This is a genomic window from Paraburkholderia sp. EB58 (assembly GCF_050436665.1).
In the GTDB taxonomy this organism is placed as follows: domain Bacteria; phylum Pseudomonadota; class Gammaproteobacteria; order Burkholderiales; family Burkholderiaceae; genus Paraburkholderia.
Genome location: NZ_JBNDMQ010000015.1, coordinates 34,531 through 55,636 on the forward strand (window position 1 = coordinate 34,531; position 21,106 = coordinate 55,636).

The following is a 21,106-nucleotide window of genomic DNA, read 5'->3' on the forward strand; positions in this document are numbered from 1 at the left end:
GACAGTGCCTCGCCGAGCTTTATTGACAGCCACTTTGGCCCGTCGAACCGTAGCACGCCGATCTTTGCCGCGCACGGCATATACGACGACGTGTTGCCGATCAAGTTAGGGGAGGCCGCACGCGACTTTGCGATCACGCGAGGTTACAAGGTCGACTGGAGCGCGTATCCGATGCCGCATTCAGTGTGCGCGGAAGAAATACATGCGCTGCACGCCTGGCTTGGCACGCGCCTCGCAGCATCTTCCTGAAGCGTCCCGCAGAGTGTCTTGTTGTAGAGCACAAGCCGCTCCCGGCGCGTCCGAGCCGAAGTTGGCTTACATCTTGCGGCGGCCACCAATCGGGCGCGAGGATGGGCGCCGACAAATGGAAACGGCGTTGATCTGGTCCGGTCGGGGTCCGTCCTGAATAAGCGGAGAAAAGCACGATCGCTCTAACGTTCGATTATCTAGCCGCCGCCTTGCCATTTAATCCGATGCTTTTCCTCGGTTTCACGGTGACGCCGATCATCATCGATGTGGAGATACTGGCTCGTTGTCGTGAGGGAGGCGTGCCCCAGATTGTCGCGGACTAACCGAAGATCCACCTGCTGATCGGCCATGTGGGAACCCGCGCTATGCCGAAGCCAGTGGGCTGATGCCTGCTCAAGCCGGCTGGCCCGCCCTGCATTCGACTCGCCATCCGTGCGCAGGCGGGTCGCTGCGCCCGCGAAAACCTCCTTCACAATCTTGTGGAGCGCAGCGCGTGTCAGCGGCTTGCGTGCCTCGCCAACCGGCAGCACCAGGGGCGTACTTTCGCCGGGCAGCGGCAGGGCGGATAGCTCATGGGCGCGGCGATAGCGCGTAAGCTCCGCCATCATTTCCGCAGTCGCGGGCACCAGCCGCTCACGGTCGCCCTTGCCGGTCACCTCGAGCCACCAGCGATCGCGCCCGGCCGCATCGCGCCGGCTGAAGAACTGTCCCATCGTGTTGGCGCTGACCTCAGTGATGCGCAGGCCGCCCAGATACAGCAGTGTAAAAAGCCACCGCACTCGCGCGTGATGAAAGCGCTCGCGCGCCGTTTCGCGCGGCATCGATCCGATGTAGCCCTTGACCTCCTGCCACAGTTCCGGCTCAAGGTACCGGGTGATTCGTGGCGGGGCCTTGCGCGCCCGCTGGCGTGACAGGGACAGCGGATTGCCGGCGAGATAGCCGGCCTGCACCAGCCACGCAAACATCACATTGAGGATCACCATTGCCTGACGCTGGCTGGCGGGGGAGAGCGGCCCGTAGAAAGGGCGCCAGCGTGAGTCGCTGCGCGGATGTTTCCGCCCACCCCCCGCGACCCAGACGGCTCGCGGCTGGGGATCGGCGAGGAAGTGCTGGTAGACCAGCAGGTCTTCGTGGGTCAGCGAGGAGAGCGGCTTGCCCAGCTGGACGATCGCCCAGAGCAGCAGGCGTTCGGCTTCCTTGCGGTAGTTCTCGAACGTGGTTTTCGTGTCGGTGAAGCGCGCGAGCCACGCGCGGAGCGCATCGAGGTCAGTGGTCGCCGCGATCTGGGCCTGTTGCCCGGTGGCCCGGTTTCTGCCATCCCGCCCGTCCAGCACGGCACGGATCACCAGCGCGTCGAGCGGCGCGGGCACGATGGACACGGTTGGGGTGGTGGATTCGGGCATGGCAAAAATGAGACTTAACCGGAGACGGACCTGAGCCTCTTATTTTCAACATTATACGCATAATGTCAAAATTATAAAGTATATGCATTAGATATATAGCGGTTTACGTTATATTATTTACTTAATTTCACCGAAATTGCACCCATGTCCGACGTCCTGCCCGATGAAGTCCGTCTTGCCGCCGAAATCGACCGCCTGAAGGCCGCATTCCCGAAGACCCGCGAGCTGTACCGTGAAGTCTGCGCGCTGCTGTTCTTCCGCTTCGGGATCACGCCGACCGCGAACCGGCTCTATCAGCTGGTGAAGCGCGGCAGCATGAGTACGCCGACTCACGTGCTCGGCGAGTTCTGGGTTGAGTTGCGCGAGAAGAGCCGGGTGCGGATCGGGCATCCCGATCTGCCGGCGGAGTTGCAGGCGGCTGCCGGGGAACTTGTCGCGACGCTGTGGGCGAGGTCCACCACGTCAGCACAGGCGGCGCTCGAGGCACTGCGGACTGACGCCGAGGCGGAGAAGGCCAGCGCGCGCAACGAGGTAGTGTCACTGCAGGCCGAACTCGTGCGGACCGAAACGGCGCTCGAGCAGCGCACCGGCGCGTTGCTGGCGGCACAGGTGCGCATTCAGGAACTGGAGCAGGCGCAGGCCGCCGGGGAGGCGACGCGTCAGGCGCTCGAGACCGAAATCGCGCGACAGCAGGACGAGATCGGTGCGCGGGACCGGGCACTGGTGCAGGCGAGGGCAGATTTTTCGGGTGAACTCGACAAACTGCGGAGCAGCGCTGAGCTCGCGGAAGAGCGTTTGCGGGCGGCCGAGAAGCGGGCGCTGCTTGAGATCGAACGTGAGCGGGGCGTGAATGCACGGTTCCAGAAAGAGCTTGAGGCGACCGCGCGCAGGGCGGAGCAGAGCGAAACCCGGCAACGGGAGGAAATCCAGGCGCTGCAGGTTCAGCTTGGCGACGCGCGTCATCGTTCAGGTGTCGTGGAAGGGAGTCTGGAAGCGCTTCGCATTTCGAATGCGGCATACGCCAAGGAACTCGATGCGCTGAGATTCCAACTCGCGACCACCGTCGCGAACCAGGCCGCGACACGGAAGCGCCCGCTATCCTCCGTCGAGACCAACAAGCCTCGCCGCGCTGCACCCAAGGTCGCAGCACGAAAGCGATCACCATCCTGATTTTAGTATTGGCCCGTAGAAGGTGTTATGCAATGTTGTTAAGGGCTGCTTCAATGTCGTGCTCAGCCGGTCACCCCACTTCGATGCCGCCTTGGTTCATGCGAAGCGCATCGATCGGTAGCCGGCTAGTACTAGTCTTTACAAGTGGGCGCAGCGCTTTCCGCTTCAGGCTGAAAACAGTCATTCAGTGCGCAAACTTCGAACAACCTCGTGCTATAAAGCTTCCTACACGCGAGTCGTAAGATTTAACTCGACAAATAAAGAATGATCTCAATCAAGCCTGAGGACGGGGCATGCGGATAGAAAAAATCGCGATCGAGAATTTCCGGCTCTTACAGAGCACTGAAATGTCACTTGAACGGACGACGACACTGATCGTCGGCCGCAATAACAGTGGCAAGACGTCTATCACGGAGTTCTTCGCACACGTCCTCGGGGATGAGCCGAAAAAGCTGCGGCTTGAAGATTTTTCGGCAGCGAGAAGAGATGCCTTTCTCGTCGCCAGGCGGCTGCGTCGCGAGGGCAAGGACGAGAAGGATGTCCTTGCGGCGTTGCCGGTCATAACGGCTACCGTGTTCGTGACTTACGACCCAGCCAACGAACTTGGTGCACTCGCGCCATTTGTGATCGACCTCGATCCCGAGTGCAAGACCGCAAAGATCCGTATTGAATATAAACCGGCACAGACGGGCTTGGCTTTGCTGCTTGATCCACCTGTCCCGGCCGGAGAAGCAGATGACGCTGCGCATTTCTTTAAGAACCTCAAAGAGGCTGTTCCGAAGACCTACGAGTATCACGTTACGGCGGTTGATCCCACCGATTCTTCCAACGAGCGCATCATTGAACTAAAACAGCTCGGTAAGCTTTTTCAGTGCGGACTTGTAGGCGCGCAAAGGTCTCTTGATCAACACAAGCGCGGAGAGCCAAACGTCCTGGGTAAGCTGCTAGAGGCATTGTTCACCACGGCGACAAGTGCCACAGCAACCACAGCAGACCAAGCGATTGCGGCTGAACTGAAGGCTGCTGTCTCGAACATCGAGCAAAGCATCCATGAGGGCTTCAACGAGAAGCTCACCGCGTTGCTGCCTAAGATCAAGAGCTTCGGGTATCCAGGCCTCAATGACCCGGACTTGCGGACGGAGACGGCTCTGAATGTCGCCAGTCTCCTCAGTGAACACACGAAGGTCTTCTACACGGGGGCACATGGGGTCCATCTTCCTGAGGGATACAACGGTCTTGGCGCTCGAAATCTGATCTATATTCTTCTTCAGCTTCTGAGTTTTCACAAATCTTTTCGCACTAACCCAATCCTACCAGTAGTGCATCTGATCTTCATCGAGGAGCCTGAGGCCCATTTGCATCCGCAAATGCAGGAGGTCTTCATCAAGCAGCTGAATGCAGCAGTCCAAGCTTTTTCGGTGGAGTATCCAGATCAAGAGTGGCCGGTCCAGTTTGTCGTCACGACGCATTCATCGCATATCGCGAACGCGGCCCCGTTTGATGCAGTCCGCTACTTCCTCGCCAAGCCCTCCCCAAATGGCGCAACGCGGCACACAGTCATTAAGGACTTTCGGAAAGGAGCTGACAAGATCAAGGACCCGGATCGGAGCTTTCTGCATCGATACATGACCTTGACGAAATGCGACTTGTTCTTCGCCGACAAGGCCATTTTGATTGAAGGCCCAACCGAGCGTCTCTTGATGCCGCGCATCTTCCAGCTCATCGACGAAACGCTAGACGAGTCCAAGAAACTCTCTCAGCAATACGTATCGACAGTGGAGGTCGACGGAGCGAACGCGAAGATTTTCTCGCCGCTACTTGACTTTCTCGAGTTGAGGACACTGGTCATCACCGATCTTGACGCCGTAAAGATTGGCGATAAGGGGCGCTACGTGAAGTGTCCCTACTCGCAGGGCGAGCGGTCATTGAACACGACTCTTCGCGATTGGTTCAAGATCAAAGATGGTGAGGCACTCACCTTAGACATTCTAAAAGCAAAGACGCCGGAAGATAAGGTACAGGGCTATCGACGAGTCGCTTACCAGATTCATGAAGCTGAATCTAAGTTCTGCGCGCGCACATTTGAAGATGCATTCATCCTCGCCAACCCAACGCTCTTTGCTTTGAACACCGGCGACCATTGGGGCGACCTTTCGTTCGGCATTGCCGCAGACCTGGGCAAGGTCGAGACCGCATTGAAGTACGGTCTTTCCGAAGACGCATGGAAGGTGCCTGCGTACATTAATGAAGGCCTCCTTTGGCTCGCAGATTCCACACCGCTGCTACCTGCCGCCCCGGCCGTAGATGGAGGCGTGGCTCATGGCGCCTAAAAAACTAAGTCCTGCGGTTGAAGCTGCGCAAAAGGCGCAGGAGCGCGTCAATCATTGCATTGAACATCACCAGTGCTTCCGGCTCGAAGCCGGCGCAGGAGCGGGAAAAACCTACTCCCTCGTCCAAGCCCTTAAGCGGCTCATCTCTGATCGCGGCTCAGATTACTTGCGTCGCGGCCAGAAAGTCGCATGCATCACTTACACAAACGTCGCAAAGCGAGAAATTTCGCAAGAGATTGACGAGCACCCGGCCGTACTGGTTGAAACCATTCATGCGTTCTGCTGGGGATCCATGGGCCAGTTTCAATCCGTTCTCAGAGCGGAAGTAGGAAAGCTCCAAAGGCATGCGGACAAGATCACAGAAGCGGGCGGCGTTGGCAACCGACGTATTGAGTACGACCTCGGATATTTCGGCATCCACGATGACCGGATCACTCTACATCACGACGATATCCCAGAGCTGATGGCCCGCTTCCTGGCGATGCCGAAGTTCCAGCAGATATTCACTGGGTCTTACCCGGTACTGTTCATTGACGAATACCAAGACACGAATGACGAGTTCATGGGTGCGTTGGCGGCATACTTTCTAGAGCCTAAGAAGGGCCCACTAACCGGTCTGTTCGGCGATCACTGGCAGACCATTTACCGGGACGATTTCGACTTGGCTGCACTGCCCAACGTTGAAGGAATCGATAAGGGCTCGAATTTCCGCTCTGTGCCTGCCGTAGTCGACATGCTCAACCGTCTTCGGCCTACTTTGCCTCAGGTCGTTGATGACGAGACAGCGCAGGGTGAGGCGCGCGCGTTCCATACTAATAGCTACACAGGGGAGCGGACTGACACCGCACACTCAAAACTGGACACGCCACCAGATGTCACGCGTGCCTATGTCGCCGCGCTTCGCAAGCAACTTCAGGATGATGGTTGGGACTTCTCCCCGGGAATCACGAAAGTTTTGATGCTAACGCACGCCGCCCTCGCGGCCGAGCAAGGCTACCCCTCAATCGTTGAAATATTCAAGTCCCATCAAGACGCCATTTCCAAGCTCGATGATGCAACTTTGGAATTTCTTGGCAGAGTTGTGGAACCTACATGTGCAGCGTACAAGGCGAAAAAGTACGGGCAAATGTTCGACCTGCTTGGCGTGGCGGCAACCCTGCGAAAGCCTTCAGAAAAGCAGGCTTGGGCAGGTGACATGAAAGCTCTCGACGCTCTGCGCGAAAGCGGCACTGTTGGCGAGGTGCTGGATCTCCTAAAAAGGACGCGCCGACCTCGTTTGCCTGACAACGTAACCCGTCGTGAGGACGACATGGCAGCGTTTGATCCGTCTGCGGGAGAGCCAGAGAAGCCCTCGGTTAGCCGCCATCGACGTTTGCGTGACGTGAAGTATCAGGAGATCGTGAAACTCGTACGCTTTGTCGATGGCTTCACGCCCTTCGCCACTCAGCATAGTGTCAAGGGCGCAGAATTTGAGAACGTCCTCGTCGTCTTCGGCGGCGGTTGGAACCATTACAACTGGCCGCGCATGCTTGAATACATGGTTGCCGGTGCGAAACCGACGGCCGCACATCAGAAAGGCTTCAACCGCGCCAGGAATCTCTTCTACGTCAGTGTATCTCGGCCAAAGCGCCGTCTAGCAGTGCTTTTTACCCAGACGATGAGCGACAAGTCCTTGGGGGTGCTCAATACGTTGTTCGCCAGCAAGGTGGCTGCGGTTAACCTAACCTAGACTTCAGCCAATCACATCGGGCGGCAGTCGGCTAGGAGCGGACGTTTATGGGACGCAGACAATGCCCGCCTCAGGTTGATTGGAGACGTTCAGCAGAACCGTTCAGGCAGTGGCAGCGCGCCCGTTGAGGAGGGTTATAGAGCCAGCGCTGGTGACCGCTCCGTGGTGAATGAAGACTTCAGTCTGGCTTTGAACCGACGAGGCCACAGGGCAAGAGGGGCATGAAGAACAACCGGGTCGCCTTAACTGGCCAAGTAAGCCTGATAGTCCACGTACCCTTCAGCGCCGCCATCGTAGAACGTTGTTCGGTCAGGTGTCCCCAGCGGGCAGCAATTCTGCAAGCGCGCGACAGGGTCTCCCGCCTCGCGCTGCGCGACGATCAGCTCAATTAGGGCATGTCGGCCGCCCCGTAGGACGCGACCAGTTTGCAATGGCATATCCGGGTTCCTGATAATGACCAACACCATTTCAAAAGGGGCAAACGAAAAAATGAGCGAAGCAAGAGATCTGAACCAAGCTGTCAAAGCCGATCCACTGGGGCCTGCCGAACGTGCCCGCTCTAACTTCGTACGCGACATGGTGCAGCGCCGTGATGGCTCAACGCTCGCCTCGACGACGTGGTCTAGCCCGACTCCAAAGCGCATCGTGCAATTCTGGAACGATCTGCAGCGATTGCCTGAAGACGTCAGAGCCTGCATGGACTCGTGGAAACAACTCGAACGGATTGGGTTTGAGTTAGAGGTGTTCGATGAGAGCTCTGCCAGAACGTTCATTCGAAACCGCTTAGGTGCTCGCCATGAGAGAGCCTTTAACAGGTGCTACCACCCTTCAATGATGTCGGACTACTTTCGTTACTCGTACGTGCTCGTTGAAGGAGGATTCTATATCGATTCCGACGATGTCTACCACGGCACGCCGATCGACCAACTGTTCCTGGATGGACGGCTGAAGCTTCAGCCGTTCTGCTACGACGTCGCAACGTCTCAAATGGTGGCACCGTCGATCTTTGCTGAGCCTGACGCCCACCAGCCGGGGTGGATCTTCTACTTCAACACCACACCTCTGATCGCGTCGCGCCATCATCCCATCGTTGAAAGAGCGTTGTTGAACGCCACCTTATCCCTTGAAGCGAATCTAGCGAACGGGTTGCCCGAGGTCCAGGCTACGACCGGTCCTGGCAACCTCACCCGGTCGGTGTTCGAAGTGTTAAACGAAGGATGCTCGCCTGACGCGATGATGGTTGTGCACGATTGGGAACTGACATCCACCAGCCAGTGGCCACTTAGCTACCGCAACGACTCGAGGAACTGGAGGCTGTCCAATCAGCAGGCGTACCGTTCATCCCCACTTTCGGACTTGCGATGAATCCGGCACGTCCCCCCCTGGCCGCTCTTCGTTTGGCGTTCCGCCTAGGGCACAGCCTTCGCAAGATGCTTCCGGTGCAGACGTCGAAAGCATTCGGCGCTCAACGGATGTCGAACGGTCCGAAGATTGAAAAGATCTACGTAATCAACCTCGACCGGGAGCCAGCCCGTTGGTCACGCGTCAAGCAAGAGCTTGGACGCATACGAGATAGGTTCGGCAATGATCTTCTCAACCTCACGGAACGGCATGCCGCTGTGGATGCGAGGCGTTTTTCGCAGGACCCTCTCAAAGACGCAGATGTCGATCCCTATTACACGTTGGCAGATCAACTTTTTGTCGAGCCTCAGCCGCAGACACTTCCGACGCGGTACGAGCTTGAAGCACCGATCCAAATGAGCAGGGCTGAGGTGGCGGTTGCCAAATCACACATTGAGGTTTGGAGACGAGTTGCGCAGGGTACGCAAGAACATGCTCTCATCCTCGAGGACGACGTGTGGTTTCATCCCAGTTTTGCCCGTCATTTGGACCAAGCTTGGAAGGATATTGCGATCGACCGCGGAAAGCACGAAGGCTTCGATGTGCTTTATGTGTCGTACATGGAGGTAACACATGGTGCTCCAAAAATGTTTGTGTCGAGCCATGTATTCCGACCGGTTCGCGGACTGTGGTATATGTCCGGGTACATACTCTCCCGACAAGGCGCAGAAAAGCTTCTTCGTTTGCTACCTTGTCGCGGGCCGGTCGACCTTTGGATCAACCACCAGTTCAGCGTGCTGAACGTGCGAGCAACGAGGCGCTCTCTTGTTCGTCAAAGACGAGACGCCTTCTCCACCAATTCGTACTCGATTCTTCCCACCCTCTCCACGATCGGCGCGATCAACAGCGAGGGCGCTGCCCTGTTCAACATTCGTCCGACTCAGCTACCTGTTTTTGCATTTGGCCCTGCCAACTCGGGTCAGTCTTCTCTCGCGTTGGCGTTGTCGATGCTCGGGTACCGATGCTGCAGCGATTTGAACGCGCTGCCATTGCTAGAGTTGACGCGGCTTCGTGAGGGCAGTATTGACCGGGTCTTTAATGCGTACGTAAACGTGGGATGTCTGGAATCAATGGTCAGGGACCTTCGACGCGGCTATCCTCAAGCGAAGTTCATCGTGACGGCCCCTCCAGGCGACGCCGCTACCCAAACCGCCTGGAGCGTTCCACCCGGCCTCGAAGGCGCGGACATCGTCGTGCTTGATTCAGGCAACATAAATGCTTGGCGGATCCTCTGCGAGCACCTCAGGTGTGCTCCACCTTCATGCTCGTTCCCAAAGTTAGAAGACTTGGGCCAACGGCCCACCCTCGAAATAGACCTGCAGGCTGACCTTGCTCGCAAGCGCTCTACACCTGACCGGGATCGGTCCCCATGGGTCGTTGAGGCTGATCATCGCGGCTGGTTAGGTGTCCGGGTCGTACCCACGACCCATGAGAGCAAGGGGAAGTGGGTAGATGTCGACGATCGCCTAGAGCGCCTCGACCCGTTGCGCTGGACTGCAAGGACCGATACCTTCAACGGTAATTTGGCATTGTTTCGTCCGCTGAACGTCGAGTTCCGTGGTGTCGAGGGCGCAACGTTTCACATACGCCGAGAAGAGCTTGGCGTGCGGCAGTACAGCGCAGGCGCTCTGAGTAGCCGTGCCCAGTACCTTTTCGGGAGGTTCGAATCTACCTTCCAGGCGTCTAACGTGCCAGGGGTGATCACTGGGTTCTTTCTTCACCGAAATTCACCGCATCAGGAAATTGACGTCGAGATTGCCGGCAACACGCCAAACCGCCTCCTCGTCAACGTCTTTTACAACCCGGGAGATGAAGGCGCTCAGTTCGATTACGGCTACAGAGGTGCCCCAAGCCACATCGAGTTGGGTTTCGACGCATCGAAGGGTATGCATCGGTATGCCATCGAATGGACCCCGTGCGAGATCCGATGGTTGGTGGATGACCGCCTTGTTCATCGACGAGTGCTTTGGGATCCAACCCCGATTCCACACTTGCCGATGAAACTGCATGTCAACACTTGGCCCTCTCGGTCCACTCAGTTTGCGGGACGACTTAACACCCGTCGGCTTCCGGCCGCGACACACGTGCAATCGATTAGCGTGAGAGCGCACTGCCCGCCGTCACTCGAGCGTCAAGATGGGATGCATCCAGCCCAGCACGGGCCAGTTATCAGCGGAGCTGCAACATGAAGATACTTTCTTACAACCCTGGCCATGACGGCGCATTTGCGTATGTGGAGGACGGCCGCTTGGTGTTTTCCATCGAAGCCGAGAAGGGTTCGAAGTACCGACATTCATCGCTATCTGTTCCCGATACATTCGACGTTTTCGCCGAACTTCAGACGGTTCCCGACGTGCTGTGCAGAGGGGGCTGGTGGCCCGGCGACTCTCCACTCGGGAAAGAGGCCGTGGCTGACTACCGTGGCAGCCATCACGACCAGGTAGTTGTCAGTAAGCGGCGCTTGTTGGGCAAGACCGTCGACTTCTTTTCATCGCCCCACGAACGATCGCACATCCTATGCGCGTTCGGGATGTCCGACCTGCCGAAGGGAACTCCCTGCTACGCGCTGCTTTGGGAGGGAGTCATCGGAGCGTTTTACGAGATCGATGCAGAGTTGAATGTGACGAAGGTCGGCGATGTCATGCCAGAGCCAGGCCATCGATACGCAATGCTCTACGCATTGGCAGATCCGACTTTCGACAAAAGCACCGCCGGATTCTCCCGGCTTTCTGATGCCGGAAAATTGATGGCGCTCGCTTCGTTTTCGAAGAGAAGCCAGCCATCGGACGAGGAAGAGAAAATCATTTCCTTCCTGCTGCAGGATTGCCAGCACCTCAAACCCAGGCAGTGTGAAGCCTTGAAAGAATTGCGGCACTACAACGTGGGACTGGACGATCCGGAATTCCGCAACTTCGCAGGTATCTTCAGCGACCGCCTGTTCGACCGCTTTCAGCGGTTCGCTGCGGCAAATCTGAAACGGGGCATGCCATTGTTGATAGCGGGAGGATGCGGGCTCAATTGCGACTGGAACACGAAGTGGAGAGAGTCAGGATTCTTTTGCGACGTGTTCGTCCCTCCGGTCGCGAACGATTCGGGTTCAGCGATTGGGACAGCCATCGACGCTCAGTTCCATTTCACCGGCAATCCCAAGGTCGCGTGGGATGTCTATTCCGGGCTGCATTTTTTGTCCGACGAAGCTGTCGATGCCGCTCAATTCGATGAGTGGGAACCGAACATTTCGACCGTTGCCGACATGTTGGCCAGTGACTTGATCATGGGGTGGGCAAATGGCCGGTACGAGATCGGACCGCGCGCTCTTGGTAATCGCTCCATCTTGGCCGCGCCTTTTAAAGCCAGCACCAGAGAGCGGCTGAACGTCATCAAACAGCGAGAGCAGTTCCGCCCGATCGCTCCCGTCTGCTTGGAGGATGATGCTGGAAAATGGTTTGGGTGCAATCGCCCAAGCCCGTTCATGCTCTACACTCATCGGGCCTCCACGGATGCGCTGGCAGCGGTGACCCATGTGAACCGGACTGCGCGCATTCAAACGGTATCCGGTCTGACCAACCGCCCGATGTTCGAGTTGCTGACTGCGTTCAAGGCGCTAACCGGCTATGGCGTTTTGTGCAATACATCTCTGAATTTCAAGAACAAGGGCTTCATCAACACAATGTCCGATCTTTCGGCTTACACGTTACTGAGGTGTACTGTCAACAGCGGACACTCTTTTCTTAAGCCGCCTGTTGTTGTTTGCTGAACGCTTCAGCAAACAACGCGGGCGGAACATAACCTAGGCGCGAGTGGCGCCGTTGGCGGTTATAAAAGCTTTCGATGTACTCCTGAATTGCCGCCTTCGCATCGGCACGCGTGGCGTAGCGATGGTGATGTATCAGTTCGTTTTTTAGACTGCCCCAGAAGCTTTCCATCGGAGCGTTGTCAAAGCAATTGCCCTTACGCGACATTGAGGCCTGCATGCCGAATTGTTCAACCAGCTTCCGATAGTCATGAGCACAGTATTGACTCCCACGGTCCGAATGATGAATCAAGCCTTTCTCGGGGCGTTTGTTGCGCACAGCACGCCACAGGGCTTGCGCCGTGAGTCCTTGTGTCATGCGCTCACCCATGGCGTATCCAACCAACTCACAGGTGAAGACGTCCTTAATGCCGGCGACGTAGAGCCATCCCTCGTCGGTGGCACAATAGGTGATGTCTGTCACCCAGGCTTCGTTTGGCCGCGTTGGCGCGAACGTCTGGTTCAGCAGATTGTCGGCGACAGGCAAGTTGTGATTCGAATTCGTCGTGGCTTTGAATTTGCGCTTCTGCTTACAGCGCAGATTCAGCTCTCGGCGCAGGCGGGCGATGCGGTCGCGGCCGGCTATAAAGCCTTGTGCCTCAAGCTCAGGCTGCACGCGTCGAGTGCCATAGGTCTCGCGGCTCTGCTTGTGCACAGCCTTGATGGCGACTTTCAGGCGTTCATCAACCTGCGCACGTGGAGACAGCTTACCTTTTGACCAGGCATAGAAGCCGCTGCGCGAAACCTTAAAGGCACGGCACAGGACAGCAATTGGATAATCGAGTCGCATCGTATTCATGACCGCGTATTTGGCAGCGACTCCTGCGCAAAATACGCTGCCGCTTTTTTTACGATATCTCGCTCCATCCTGGTCTCCGCCAGTTCCCTGCGTAGTCTGACTACCTCGGCTTCCAATTCGGGAACCGTGCGACTGCCTGGCGCCGTCACGGCGCCATTGCCAAGCTTGGCTGCTTTGACCCAAGTGGCCAAAGTCCCCATCGGAATTGCAATTCGCTTCGCCGCTTCATCTAGCGTCAGGCCCTGCGCAAGCACAAGCTTTACAGCTTCTTCACGAAGCTCTGGTGTGTATGTTCTTGGTTTCGTCATGTGTGCTCCCATTGATAAAGTTTATCAAAAAGGAGTGTCCGAAAAAGTCAGGCTACCTCAGATCAGGCTGATTCGAAAGGAAAAACGCCGTCTCGCTAAAGACGGAATACAGAGTGGACCTTCCGTGCATGAGGTTCGTATCAAGCCATCGACGTTACAAAGGATATTTTGTGACGAGTTGCGTCGCAGAGGGATAACTGACCTCGAGTGGCCTTTTACAACAAAATATAGAGGCAGACGGACGATTCAGCAATATATGAAACTGGTCTCGGAGAGGAATCCGTTGCGCACTGTCGAGACGCGGGAGAGTAATGATGCACGTGCTCACATGGCAACTGGGGGAGGTTTTGAAAGGCTAATCCCTTACGCTGAACCCTACGATGCCGTTGAAATTGACGCCTATCATATAGATGCGTTTGTTACGGCCGTGTTCGGCACCCCTGAAGGAACAGAAGCAGAAGTCGTGTTGAGCCGACTGTGGATCCTTGCGATCGTAGAAAGACTTTCGACCGCCGTTTTGGCCTATCGCCTAGTTTTTCGAAGCGAAGTAGGCGCCGCCGATGTTGCTGCGCTAATTCGGGACGCCATCTCTGGGCGCTGGGAGCCGAAGCAACTGAGTGTCAGGGGGCTGCAATATCCGAAAAAAGGTGGCTTCCCTAGTGGCGTACTACCTGAAGCGCAAGGCGCTGTTTGGAGTGTGACCATGTTGGACGGCGCGTTAGCAAATTTGGCCAAATTGATCCATGACACTGTGCGTAAAACTGCCGGGTTCGTCATCAATTGGGGACCTCCGGGTCATTTTGAGCGACGCCCGAACATAGAACGCACCTTCAAAAAAATATCTACTGATCTGTTCCACCGGTTGCCTTCGACAACGGGTTCGAGTCCGAGGTCAGGCCGTGCCAACGACCCAGTTTCGTCTGCACAAACGCACCGCATTCGCGCGACGGAAATCGAGGAACTCATTGACGTGGTGTTTGCGGAACATAACGGCTTACCGTGTGAACGCAACTCGTTCAATTCGCCCTTGGAAACACTCGGATATTTCATGTCTGGTCCTGACCCGAAGACATTGGTTCGAAAACTCCCTAACGCGATGGCGTCACGAGCATCTCTGATTGCCAGGCGACAGACGTGTACTGTCAGGGGAGGGCTGGACAGTGGGAGAAAACCGTACATTCAGTTCGAAAATGTTCGCTACAGCAGTTCGGTTTTAGGAGAGGCTGTTGGACTAGTAGGCAAAAAACTCATTATCCACATCGACGAAAGCGATCTGCGTCAGGTGACTGCGTTTCTCTCGAGCGGGGCCGAACTTGGAATTCTCAAAGCAGCCGGAAAGTGGAGCCTAACAAAGCATGACCTCAAGACTCGAAAGACGATCTTCCAACTGATTACGAAGCGTATCCTGGCTCTAACCGAGTCAGCGGATCCAGTTCACGAATACATGAAACACATTTCGCTCACGGCACCAGGTGCGAAAAAAGGCGCACAGCTGACGCCTAAGCAGGCCACCGAAGCTGTCCGAGTTGCACACGATGCGAACGTAGCACCAATCTTAGGAAAAGTAACCGCGTCTCAGCAAAAGCTTTCTAAGTCGGAAGTCACGCCCACGCCGGATTCCGGAAAGAGACGCTTCTTGCTGCCCCCGCCTTCAGAAGAACTTTTCAAGACGAAGAATCGTTAGGAGAAAGCCCGTGAGCGCCAGCACCGCAACTTATCCATCAGGCGATAAAAAATTCTCCGAAACAAGGGGGAAAGTTCGTGGTGCTGATCAATTATCGCCCTTGGAAGACAAGCCTGTTTTTGAAAAATCTTTGGATCAATCAACTTCATGGCTGTTAAATAATAGGGAAGGGCTGATTAATGCACACCCAGTTGCAAGACGCGACTACGTCATTCCCACTCCCATGATTCGACTTACATACAATGTGGCGAGAGATCGCGTGTACGCACGTCGGCCTGGAGTAGTTTTCTACGGCGAAACTCGTGCAGGAAAAACTACCTGTGCGAAAAGCATCAAGAGGTATCTCACGGAAGAGTTCAAAAACGTTTATGTCACACTTGCAAGTGCGCGGAGTACCCCAAGACCTCAAGCGGGTCATGTCTGGCGGCTAATTCTCGAGGGCAGTGGGCACGTATGCTCGCAGCGAAAAGATCCGAATCTTTTATTGCGCAACGTAGTAGCGGACGTGCAAATCTGTACCCATAGCAAGCATGGAAATCAGTACGTGCTTATTTTGGACGAAGTTAATCTATTGGGAGAGTCAGACCTAGTTAACCTATTGGAGCTACACAATGCACTTGACCTAATTGGAATTAGAATGACAACTATCTCATTTGGTCAGCGAGAAATTATTGATCGTATTACGGCTTTAATGGCTCAAGAAAAACAGCAGATAGTCGCTAGATTTTTTCAAGCCCCGCAACGATTTGTCGCTTGCGATTCACTTGATTCACTTAAAGCTTTTTTATCTTATTTCGATGAAAAAACTGAATGGCCCGGGGATCCGAGCTGCACTTACACGCAATTCTTCTTTCCACGGGCTTTTAGCTGTGGTTTCCGATTTTATAAATATTCGGCAAAAATTTGGGACCTGTTGTCGGCCGGTTGTCTTGCAACAAATCTCGAATGCACCATGGATTTTATTTCGCTCACTATCGAAGATATCTGCCTAAGCCTGTGGCGTGAGGATCATAATGATTTTGTCATTGACGATGAAGATATTATGGCAGCACTTCAGGCAGCATCCGTGCTGCCGTACTCGCAAATTTAACATTTTTGTTGCCAACGTGTCATGAAGAATAGCGGCATCCGGAACCGACTATCTTGGAATCCAGTGCGGCCATGGCCTTTTGAATCATCCTGGAGCACATTTTTAAAATTAATTACTATTAACGCTCTTTCGTGGAAAGAGTTGCAATATTTAATCAAAAATGACAATTTCTTAGGGCCGGATGATAACCTAAAACCGTTGTTTTTGAGTTACTGGATCGATTTTACAAAGTACTCTTCTTTGATCGGTGTCGACGGCCGTAAGTTGAAAGAGGGATTTTTGGATCAACAAGGTCTCAATGTTGACCACCGCGGACAGTTTCGGATTCGCCACTGTAAGGACTGCTGGCAGATGGGATACCATTGTACTTTGTTCACGCTGGATTTGGTTTCGCATTGCCCTTGGCACGGCGCTCCGCTAGTTGACGCCTACGACAAGCTCGAAGACTTGGAACTCTTCGGTGGGAGGATCCAACCGGAAGAGATTTTCACCGAAGGAACTGCTATGCCGTCCAAGGCTAACACGGTTCCTTCGCTGCGAATGCCGCTGAGCGAAATCGGCTCTTCTCTCTCGGAGGAATTCGCAAGTGTCATCCCTTCATTTTGCAATCGGTTGATTGGCTGGTGGGCGACGTTGAATATTTCCGATCCCGATGCAGAGCTTCTCCTCCTGCCGCTGAAGAAGTGCGGGAGCGCTCGTGGGCTTTCAAGAACGCCAAATGTTGAACTTTTGCTCGGTTATGCGCAGACACTCGCTCCAAGGCCTATTCCCTGGCTGTGGAGCATTAAAGATCATTCGAGTACCGCCGTTCTTTGGAGAGATTATGCTCCTTTTCTTGAAAATAGCTCTTTGAACCTAACCGAGTTTTTCAGGTTGGCGAGGAAAGCAGTGCGTCGTCATGTGTTTTGCCGGTTCGTAAAACCTCATCGCGCATGTTTGCGAAAAATTCTTCGTATGAAAAATTCGGAGCGACTTAACTTGCATAGCGGAACTGTTTGTACAGTTTGCCTTGCTTTTCTGGCTTGGACGCGAGTATACGACGCGTGCTACTCACTGGCTCTGCAACGGATGTCAAACGAAGGTATAGACGATTCGACTGCTTACCGGCGAACTTTGTACCTTTCTCCGAACGCGCAATATGCTAATTTTCTTCGGATATGGGCACACCTCGAAATTTTACTAACAGAAACAAATATTTATATTGATCGACCATTAGAAGGGAAAATTACTTTCGACTTGCCATTCACTATCTTGGATCGAGAATCATCTTTGGAAATAAGCGGCGATCATTTTTGTGTAAAAGTAATTATACCAGATGCGAGATATTTGGCTTCTATAACTACCCGCCGTTGTCAGTTCAGATCGAGGATATCTAGCTCAATGTACAATCAAGCGGCGGCTGATAAGTTTGATAATTGGAGCTGGACGAATTCGGTACACGATGAATTATTCAGAATCAAAAATTTTTGTTTCGAGCTACGTTCTTTTTGGCATTTGATTGTGTGAAGTTATTGATCTTTGGAAATTATTAAATGTTTTTATATAAAATACTAAGTTGAACAATGTTTTTGTGGATTAAATTTGGTGGTGGGAGAAGAGCGCTATGGCCGTATTTCAGCGTCTTTCGTGGGACCCAGCCGGACCCGCACCGTATGAATCGGCTTGGGGTTTGTTCACAAAGATTGAATCCGTGAATTCTCTTCGACGGTATGAAATGATTAGATTGTTTCTGCCGTCCTCTACTAAGATTCCAAGGCAAACAATGCTGCTTTCGAGTCAATCTTGGCAGATTGAAAAATTGGCGGATCTCATAGGGGTCGATATTGAGCGGATCCGGAATTGTTTTTTAAATGAGTTGGGATTTCCTACCTTCCGACCGAAACGTTATCAAGTACGGCACTGTCCGTCATGCGCCGCCTTGGGTTATCACTGTACGCTCTTCAATTTGCCAGTGATGAAGTATTGTCCGTGGCACAAAATACCATTATCAGAGGGTTGTGCTCGATGCGCCGACTCGATAGGTACTATTAGATCCTCGGATGAGGAGAAAAGATGCTGTGATTTTTTTTCATATTACCTGATTGATTTTCACAATCAAGCGGGAGTGCAAGTTAATCGGGTGGGTCCGCTTCTCGCAAAGGAAATTGAAGCGAGTTGCGAAAAAATTGTGAGTTGGTGGCGCTCGCTCTCTGATGCTTCAGGTCGAACGCAAGCGCTGATTGATCCGCTGGCAACCGACGGCACGGAAACGCCTTTCTATCGAGCATACTGGCGGGCGGGTTGGGCGAATGACTTGGCTCCGCTTCCCGTGCAATGGATGCATCATGACCGCCTGACACCAAGTTCTGTTCTCGCTCCGCTTACCTTGACTGATGCTTCAACTCTCGGGGATGACGATGAAGAGGGACGCTCCGCTTTGTCAGAGGCGTATCGAGTTGTTCGGCGAGCCGTATTCAGGAAATTTATGCGCCAGCATCGACGATGTTTAAAAGAGATATCTATGATGGGGAAATTCGAACGCCTTGCGCTCGACGCCCCCCATATGTGCTCGGCAGCGATTGCCTATCTAAGTTGGCGATCCGCGCACGAAACACTGAATCCCCAGTTGGGGGCATCTTGGAAGGGCGCTCAGCCTAATATCATAAGACCAGTGGCGCTAGCCAATTTTCGGTCGAGGCATAAGACGAGCATAACTCGATTGCTTTACCTCAACTTCATGCGTATTTGGTCGGCTATTGAGGAGTTTACCGTATCGTCGGGCGTGCGCATATTTGTAACGGGGCCGGTCAGTCCATGTGATGTTCCGTATTGTCAAAATGAAACAGAAGATGACGTACAGATATCTGTTTTAATTCCAAAACCGGAACCAATCGCCAAGACCTCCGTAGAGCGTTGTGCCTCTCGTCGAACTACCAGGCGGTTGATGTATAGCGCAGCCGTGGCATACGCAGCATCCGGATGGAATGCCGTTCCCGATGAAGAATTGTTGTTTGAGATAGCGCATCGCGATCACCAGTTCCGAAATACGTATTGGTACGTTAACGTTTAGAGCGTGAACAGGAATATCACTGGCCAATCGAATGCGCACGTGCCGACCTGGACTTAGCTCACATTTTTTATTGCTCATCCGTCCGCTGATGTTTCGACGTATCCCGATCATACCGCTTGCTTCGGATGCTACTCTGCTTTGCGGCGCGGGTTTCTCGCCGACACATCATCTTTGATCTTCGGTCCCGATTTAAGGGGTGTCGGTGTCTCTTCGTGCTGGGTCAACAATTGGGCTTCATCGACCCCTAGCGCTTCGGCTAACGACACCAAGGTGTCCAGCCTCACGCTCGCAAGTTCGCGTTCGATCTGACTGAGTTGCGTGCGATGCAGTCCGGCACGGTGCGCGAGTTCTTCTTGAGACATGCCCACCTTCCCGCGGAACAATTTAAGGTTGTTCGCGAGTCGTCTTCGGACCGACGCGAGGCGCGGATTTTTCTGGTCTGCCATATGGGGCAGGAGCATTACTCATGGCAGAGATAAGATCTACAGTCTTCACAGTGACCGTTTAAAAACTGGCAGTCTTTACACTACATAATTTCGGATTTACAATCTGCATGAACTTGGTTTTGCGCTGTGACCCGCGATCGGTTGGTTGGGACCGGCACAGCGGTGGAGATGGGAGAGCGGGCGGTGCAAGAAGCGCGCTGCGCGTACTGGTATAGCGAGAAACAGCGTATTTGGCAATGTCTCAGCCGATGTATTCACCGAGTGCATCTAATGAACTCAGTAGTCCAATCTGAATCGGCAAAGATGACTGACCAACGTTGAACACTTGAGGGGGACCGGTAGGTGAACGCGCAGCGGCCAAAGCGTCAAGCAAAGCAAGTCGAGGAACTGCCCATTGAGCAGGAGCTTCGTCCTTGGCGTGCAATTGACAAGCAAGAACAATTGTTCTCGCGGTATCCGTTGTTTTTCCGGCCAGTGCATTTTCCCGAGGCATACCCTTCGAACCTCGCGTTCTTTGGCATCCAATGCGGGCTTGGGTGGTATCCGGTGATCGAATTGGTCGCGCAAGAAATTGAGGAGCTGTTCCACGCGGTTTGGAAAGACCAGGCGGAGTTTCCGGACAACTTGGCTTCGATTGATCGCAAGCTGTTGCTGGGGCCGACGCCGTCGGATGCGCTTTTTCCAGTCCTTCCTTATTGTTACGAAATTCGCGAGACAGAGGGCAAGCTGCGGATAGCGGTCACTTCTGGGTCTATGCTCCACAGCTTCGAATGCACGTGCATGCACGAGTTCGCCAAACACGCGGAGTTCCTTGCTCAAACGGTGTGCGAACGATGCGGCAAGCCTGGAGAGTTCAGGAAGGGCTACTGGGACCATGTTTATTGCGACGAATGCGTTAGCCCGCCAACCTTCAAGGTCAAAAACGCCGAATGAGCTTCTTCACGGCATACGAGGTTAAATTGATGGAACACCCGCAGCATATCGTGAACACGTCGACCCCGACGCTCTTTGTCGACTTTGATGGAACGCCGCACGTTGGTCACGGTCTTCTCGACGTGGACGATCAGGTGACTCTCGACCCTGGCAGGCCCCTGTTGGAATACGCGCCACTACTTGTCGAGATGCTCAAGCCGTATCCGGCTGTTGAAATCGTCCTCACTACATCATGGTTGGAAGCGATGGCAACGGAGAAAGTCGTTTCTTACCTGCCTTTCGAACTGGCGCGAAGGGTAGTCGACACCACCCGAGGCCGGAAACCGCGGCTCAGTTACATGCTGAACGGCTCGGGGCGTACAGACGTAATCACCTGCTACGCGTTCGGTAAAGGCCTGACGCAGTGGCTAGCAATCGACGATTCCGTCTACGGCGCTTACCACTTCGGTCGTGAGCCAGGCGAGCTGATGCGAAGTTTTTTGCTTCTGGACTCTAGCCGCGGCATCAGCGATGAAGGCGCTCAGCAGCGAATTCAAGAATGGCTAGTCGAGGCGCACAAGGATGCGAAGACGTAGCTTTCCGAACTCGATCAACTCGACATGTCGAATCTTTGGGCCATAGCAGCGCTGATTTTCAATTTTCTCAACTGATACTGAGACCGAGGTACGCCTTCGATGCTCAAAGTAACTGTCGAAATGTGGCCTGACGGCCACGAGAACAGT

Annotated in this window: 15 protein-coding genes and 1 pseudogene; 13 read left to right on the top strand and 3 right to left on the bottom strand. The window is 54.3% G+C overall.

Annotated elements, in window-relative coordinates; translation table 11 throughout:
* Positions 1–9 precede the first annotated feature (9 nt).
* Positions 10–249: pseudogene (locus tag P3T40_RS22045) on the top strand (alpha/beta hydrolase); the annotation flags it as partial.
* A gap of 197 nt (positions 250–446) precedes the next feature.
* Here the strand turns inward: P3T40_RS22045 and P3T40_RS22050 are convergent.
* Positions 447–1,652: a tyrosine-type recombinase/integrase gene (locus tag P3T40_RS22050; RefSeq protein WP_429269851.1), complete on the bottom strand. Its 1,206-nt coding sequence runs from the start codon at positions 1,650–1,652 to the stop codon at positions 447–449.
* 144 nt (positions 1,653–1,796) lie between these two features.
* Here P3T40_RS22050 and P3T40_RS22055 point away from each other — a divergent pair, with 144 nt between their 5' ends.
* From P3T40_RS22055 to P3T40_RS22080, 6 genes are all read left to right on the top strand, one after another.
* Positions 1,797–2,822 carry a DNA-binding protein gene (locus P3T40_RS22055; RefSeq protein ID WP_429269852.1) on the top strand — a complete coding sequence of 342 codons (1,026 nt, stop codon included), beginning with the start codon at positions 1,797–1,799 and terminating at the stop codon, positions 2,820–2,822.
* A gap of 293 nt (positions 2,823–3,115) precedes the next feature.
* Positions 3,116–5,152 carry an ATP-dependent nuclease gene (locus P3T40_RS22060; protein ID WP_429269853.1) on the top strand — a complete coding sequence of 679 codons (2,037 nt, stop codon included), beginning with the start codon at positions 3,116–3,118 and terminating at the stop codon, positions 5,150–5,152.
* Positions 5,142–6,881, top strand: a complete 1,740-nt coding sequence (locus tag P3T40_RS22065) for a UvrD-helicase domain-containing protein (RefSeq protein WP_429269854.1) — start codon at positions 5,142–5,144, stop codon at positions 6,879–6,881. Before P3T40_RS22060 ends, P3T40_RS22065 begins: the two co-directional genes overlap by 11 nt.
* A 453-nt stretch (positions 6,882–7,334) precedes the next feature.
* Positions 7,335–8,246, top strand: coding sequence for a glycosyltransferase family 32 protein (locus tag P3T40_RS22070; RefSeq protein WP_429269855.1), 912 nt, complete (start codon positions 7,335–7,337; stop codon positions 8,244–8,246).
* The gene (locus tag P3T40_RS22075; RefSeq protein ID WP_429269856.1) at positions 8,243–10,471 is read left to right on the top strand and encodes a family 16 glycosylhydrolase; all 2,229 of its coding nucleotides are present in this window, start codon (positions 8,243–8,245) and stop codon (positions 10,469–10,471) included. The genes P3T40_RS22070 and P3T40_RS22075 overlap by 4 nt, the downstream gene beginning before the upstream one ends.
* The gene (locus tag P3T40_RS22080; RefSeq protein WP_429269857.1) at positions 10,468–12,039 is read left to right on the top strand and encodes a carbamoyltransferase C-terminal domain-containing protein; all 1,572 of its coding nucleotides are present in this window, start codon (positions 10,468–10,470) and stop codon (positions 12,037–12,039) included. Before P3T40_RS22075 ends, P3T40_RS22080 begins: the two co-directional genes overlap by 4 nt.
* Here the strand turns inward: P3T40_RS22080 and P3T40_RS22085 are convergent.
* A protein-coding gene (locus P3T40_RS22085; protein WP_429269858.1) for an IS3 family transposase occupies positions 12,014–13,182 on the bottom strand; the annotation gives its coding sequence in 2 pieces (ribosomal slippage) (positions 12,014–12,918 and positions 12,918–13,182; 1,170 coding nt in all). The two genes, P3T40_RS22080 and P3T40_RS22085, sit on opposite strands and share 26 nt — an antisense overlap.
* Between P3T40_RS22085 and P3T40_RS22090 the strand changes: the two genes are divergently transcribed.
* From P3T40_RS22090 to P3T40_RS22105, 4 genes are all read left to right on the top strand, one after another.
* On the top strand, positions 13,160–14,866 hold the full coding sequence (locus P3T40_RS22090; protein ID WP_429269859.1) for a hypothetical protein: 1,707 nt from the start codon (positions 13,160–13,162) through the stop codon (positions 14,864–14,866). The two genes, P3T40_RS22085 and P3T40_RS22090, sit on opposite strands and share 23 nt — an antisense overlap.
* Before the next feature lie 10 nt (positions 14,867–14,876).
* Complete coding sequence (locus P3T40_RS22095; protein ID WP_429269860.1) at positions 14,877–15,956, top strand: ATP-binding protein; 1,080 nt, start codon at positions 14,877–14,879, stop codon at positions 15,954–15,956.
* A 21-nt stretch (positions 15,957–15,977) separates the two neighbouring features.
* Positions 15,978–17,462: a hypothetical protein gene (locus tag P3T40_RS22100; RefSeq protein ID WP_429269861.1), complete on the top strand. Its 1,485-nt coding sequence runs from the start codon at positions 15,978–15,980 to the stop codon at positions 17,460–17,462.
* A gap of 208 nt (positions 17,463–17,670) precedes the next feature.
* Positions 17,671–19,005, top strand: coding sequence for a hypothetical protein (locus P3T40_RS22105; protein WP_429269862.1), 1,335 nt, complete (start codon positions 17,671–17,673; stop codon positions 19,003–19,005).
* Between the two features lie 128 nt (positions 19,006–19,133).
* Here P3T40_RS22105 and P3T40_RS22110 read toward each other — a convergent pair whose 3' ends face one another.
* Positions 19,134–19,466: a helix-turn-helix domain-containing protein gene (locus P3T40_RS22110; protein ID WP_429269863.1), complete on the bottom strand. Its 333-nt coding sequence runs from the start codon at positions 19,464–19,466 to the stop codon at positions 19,134–19,136.
* Positions 19,467–19,793: 327 nt separating this feature from the next.
* Here P3T40_RS22110 and P3T40_RS22115 point away from each other — a divergent pair, with 327 nt between their 5' ends.
* Positions 19,794–20,384: a hypothetical protein gene (locus P3T40_RS22115; protein WP_429269864.1), complete on the top strand. Its 591-nt coding sequence runs from the start codon at positions 19,794–19,796 to the stop codon at positions 20,382–20,384.
* Positions 20,381–20,959, top strand: coding sequence for an HAD domain-containing protein (locus tag P3T40_RS22120; RefSeq protein ID WP_429269865.1), 579 nt, complete (start codon positions 20,381–20,383; stop codon positions 20,957–20,959). The genes P3T40_RS22115 and P3T40_RS22120 overlap by 4 nt, the downstream gene beginning before the upstream one ends.
* Positions 20,960–21,106 lie beyond the last annotated feature (147 nt).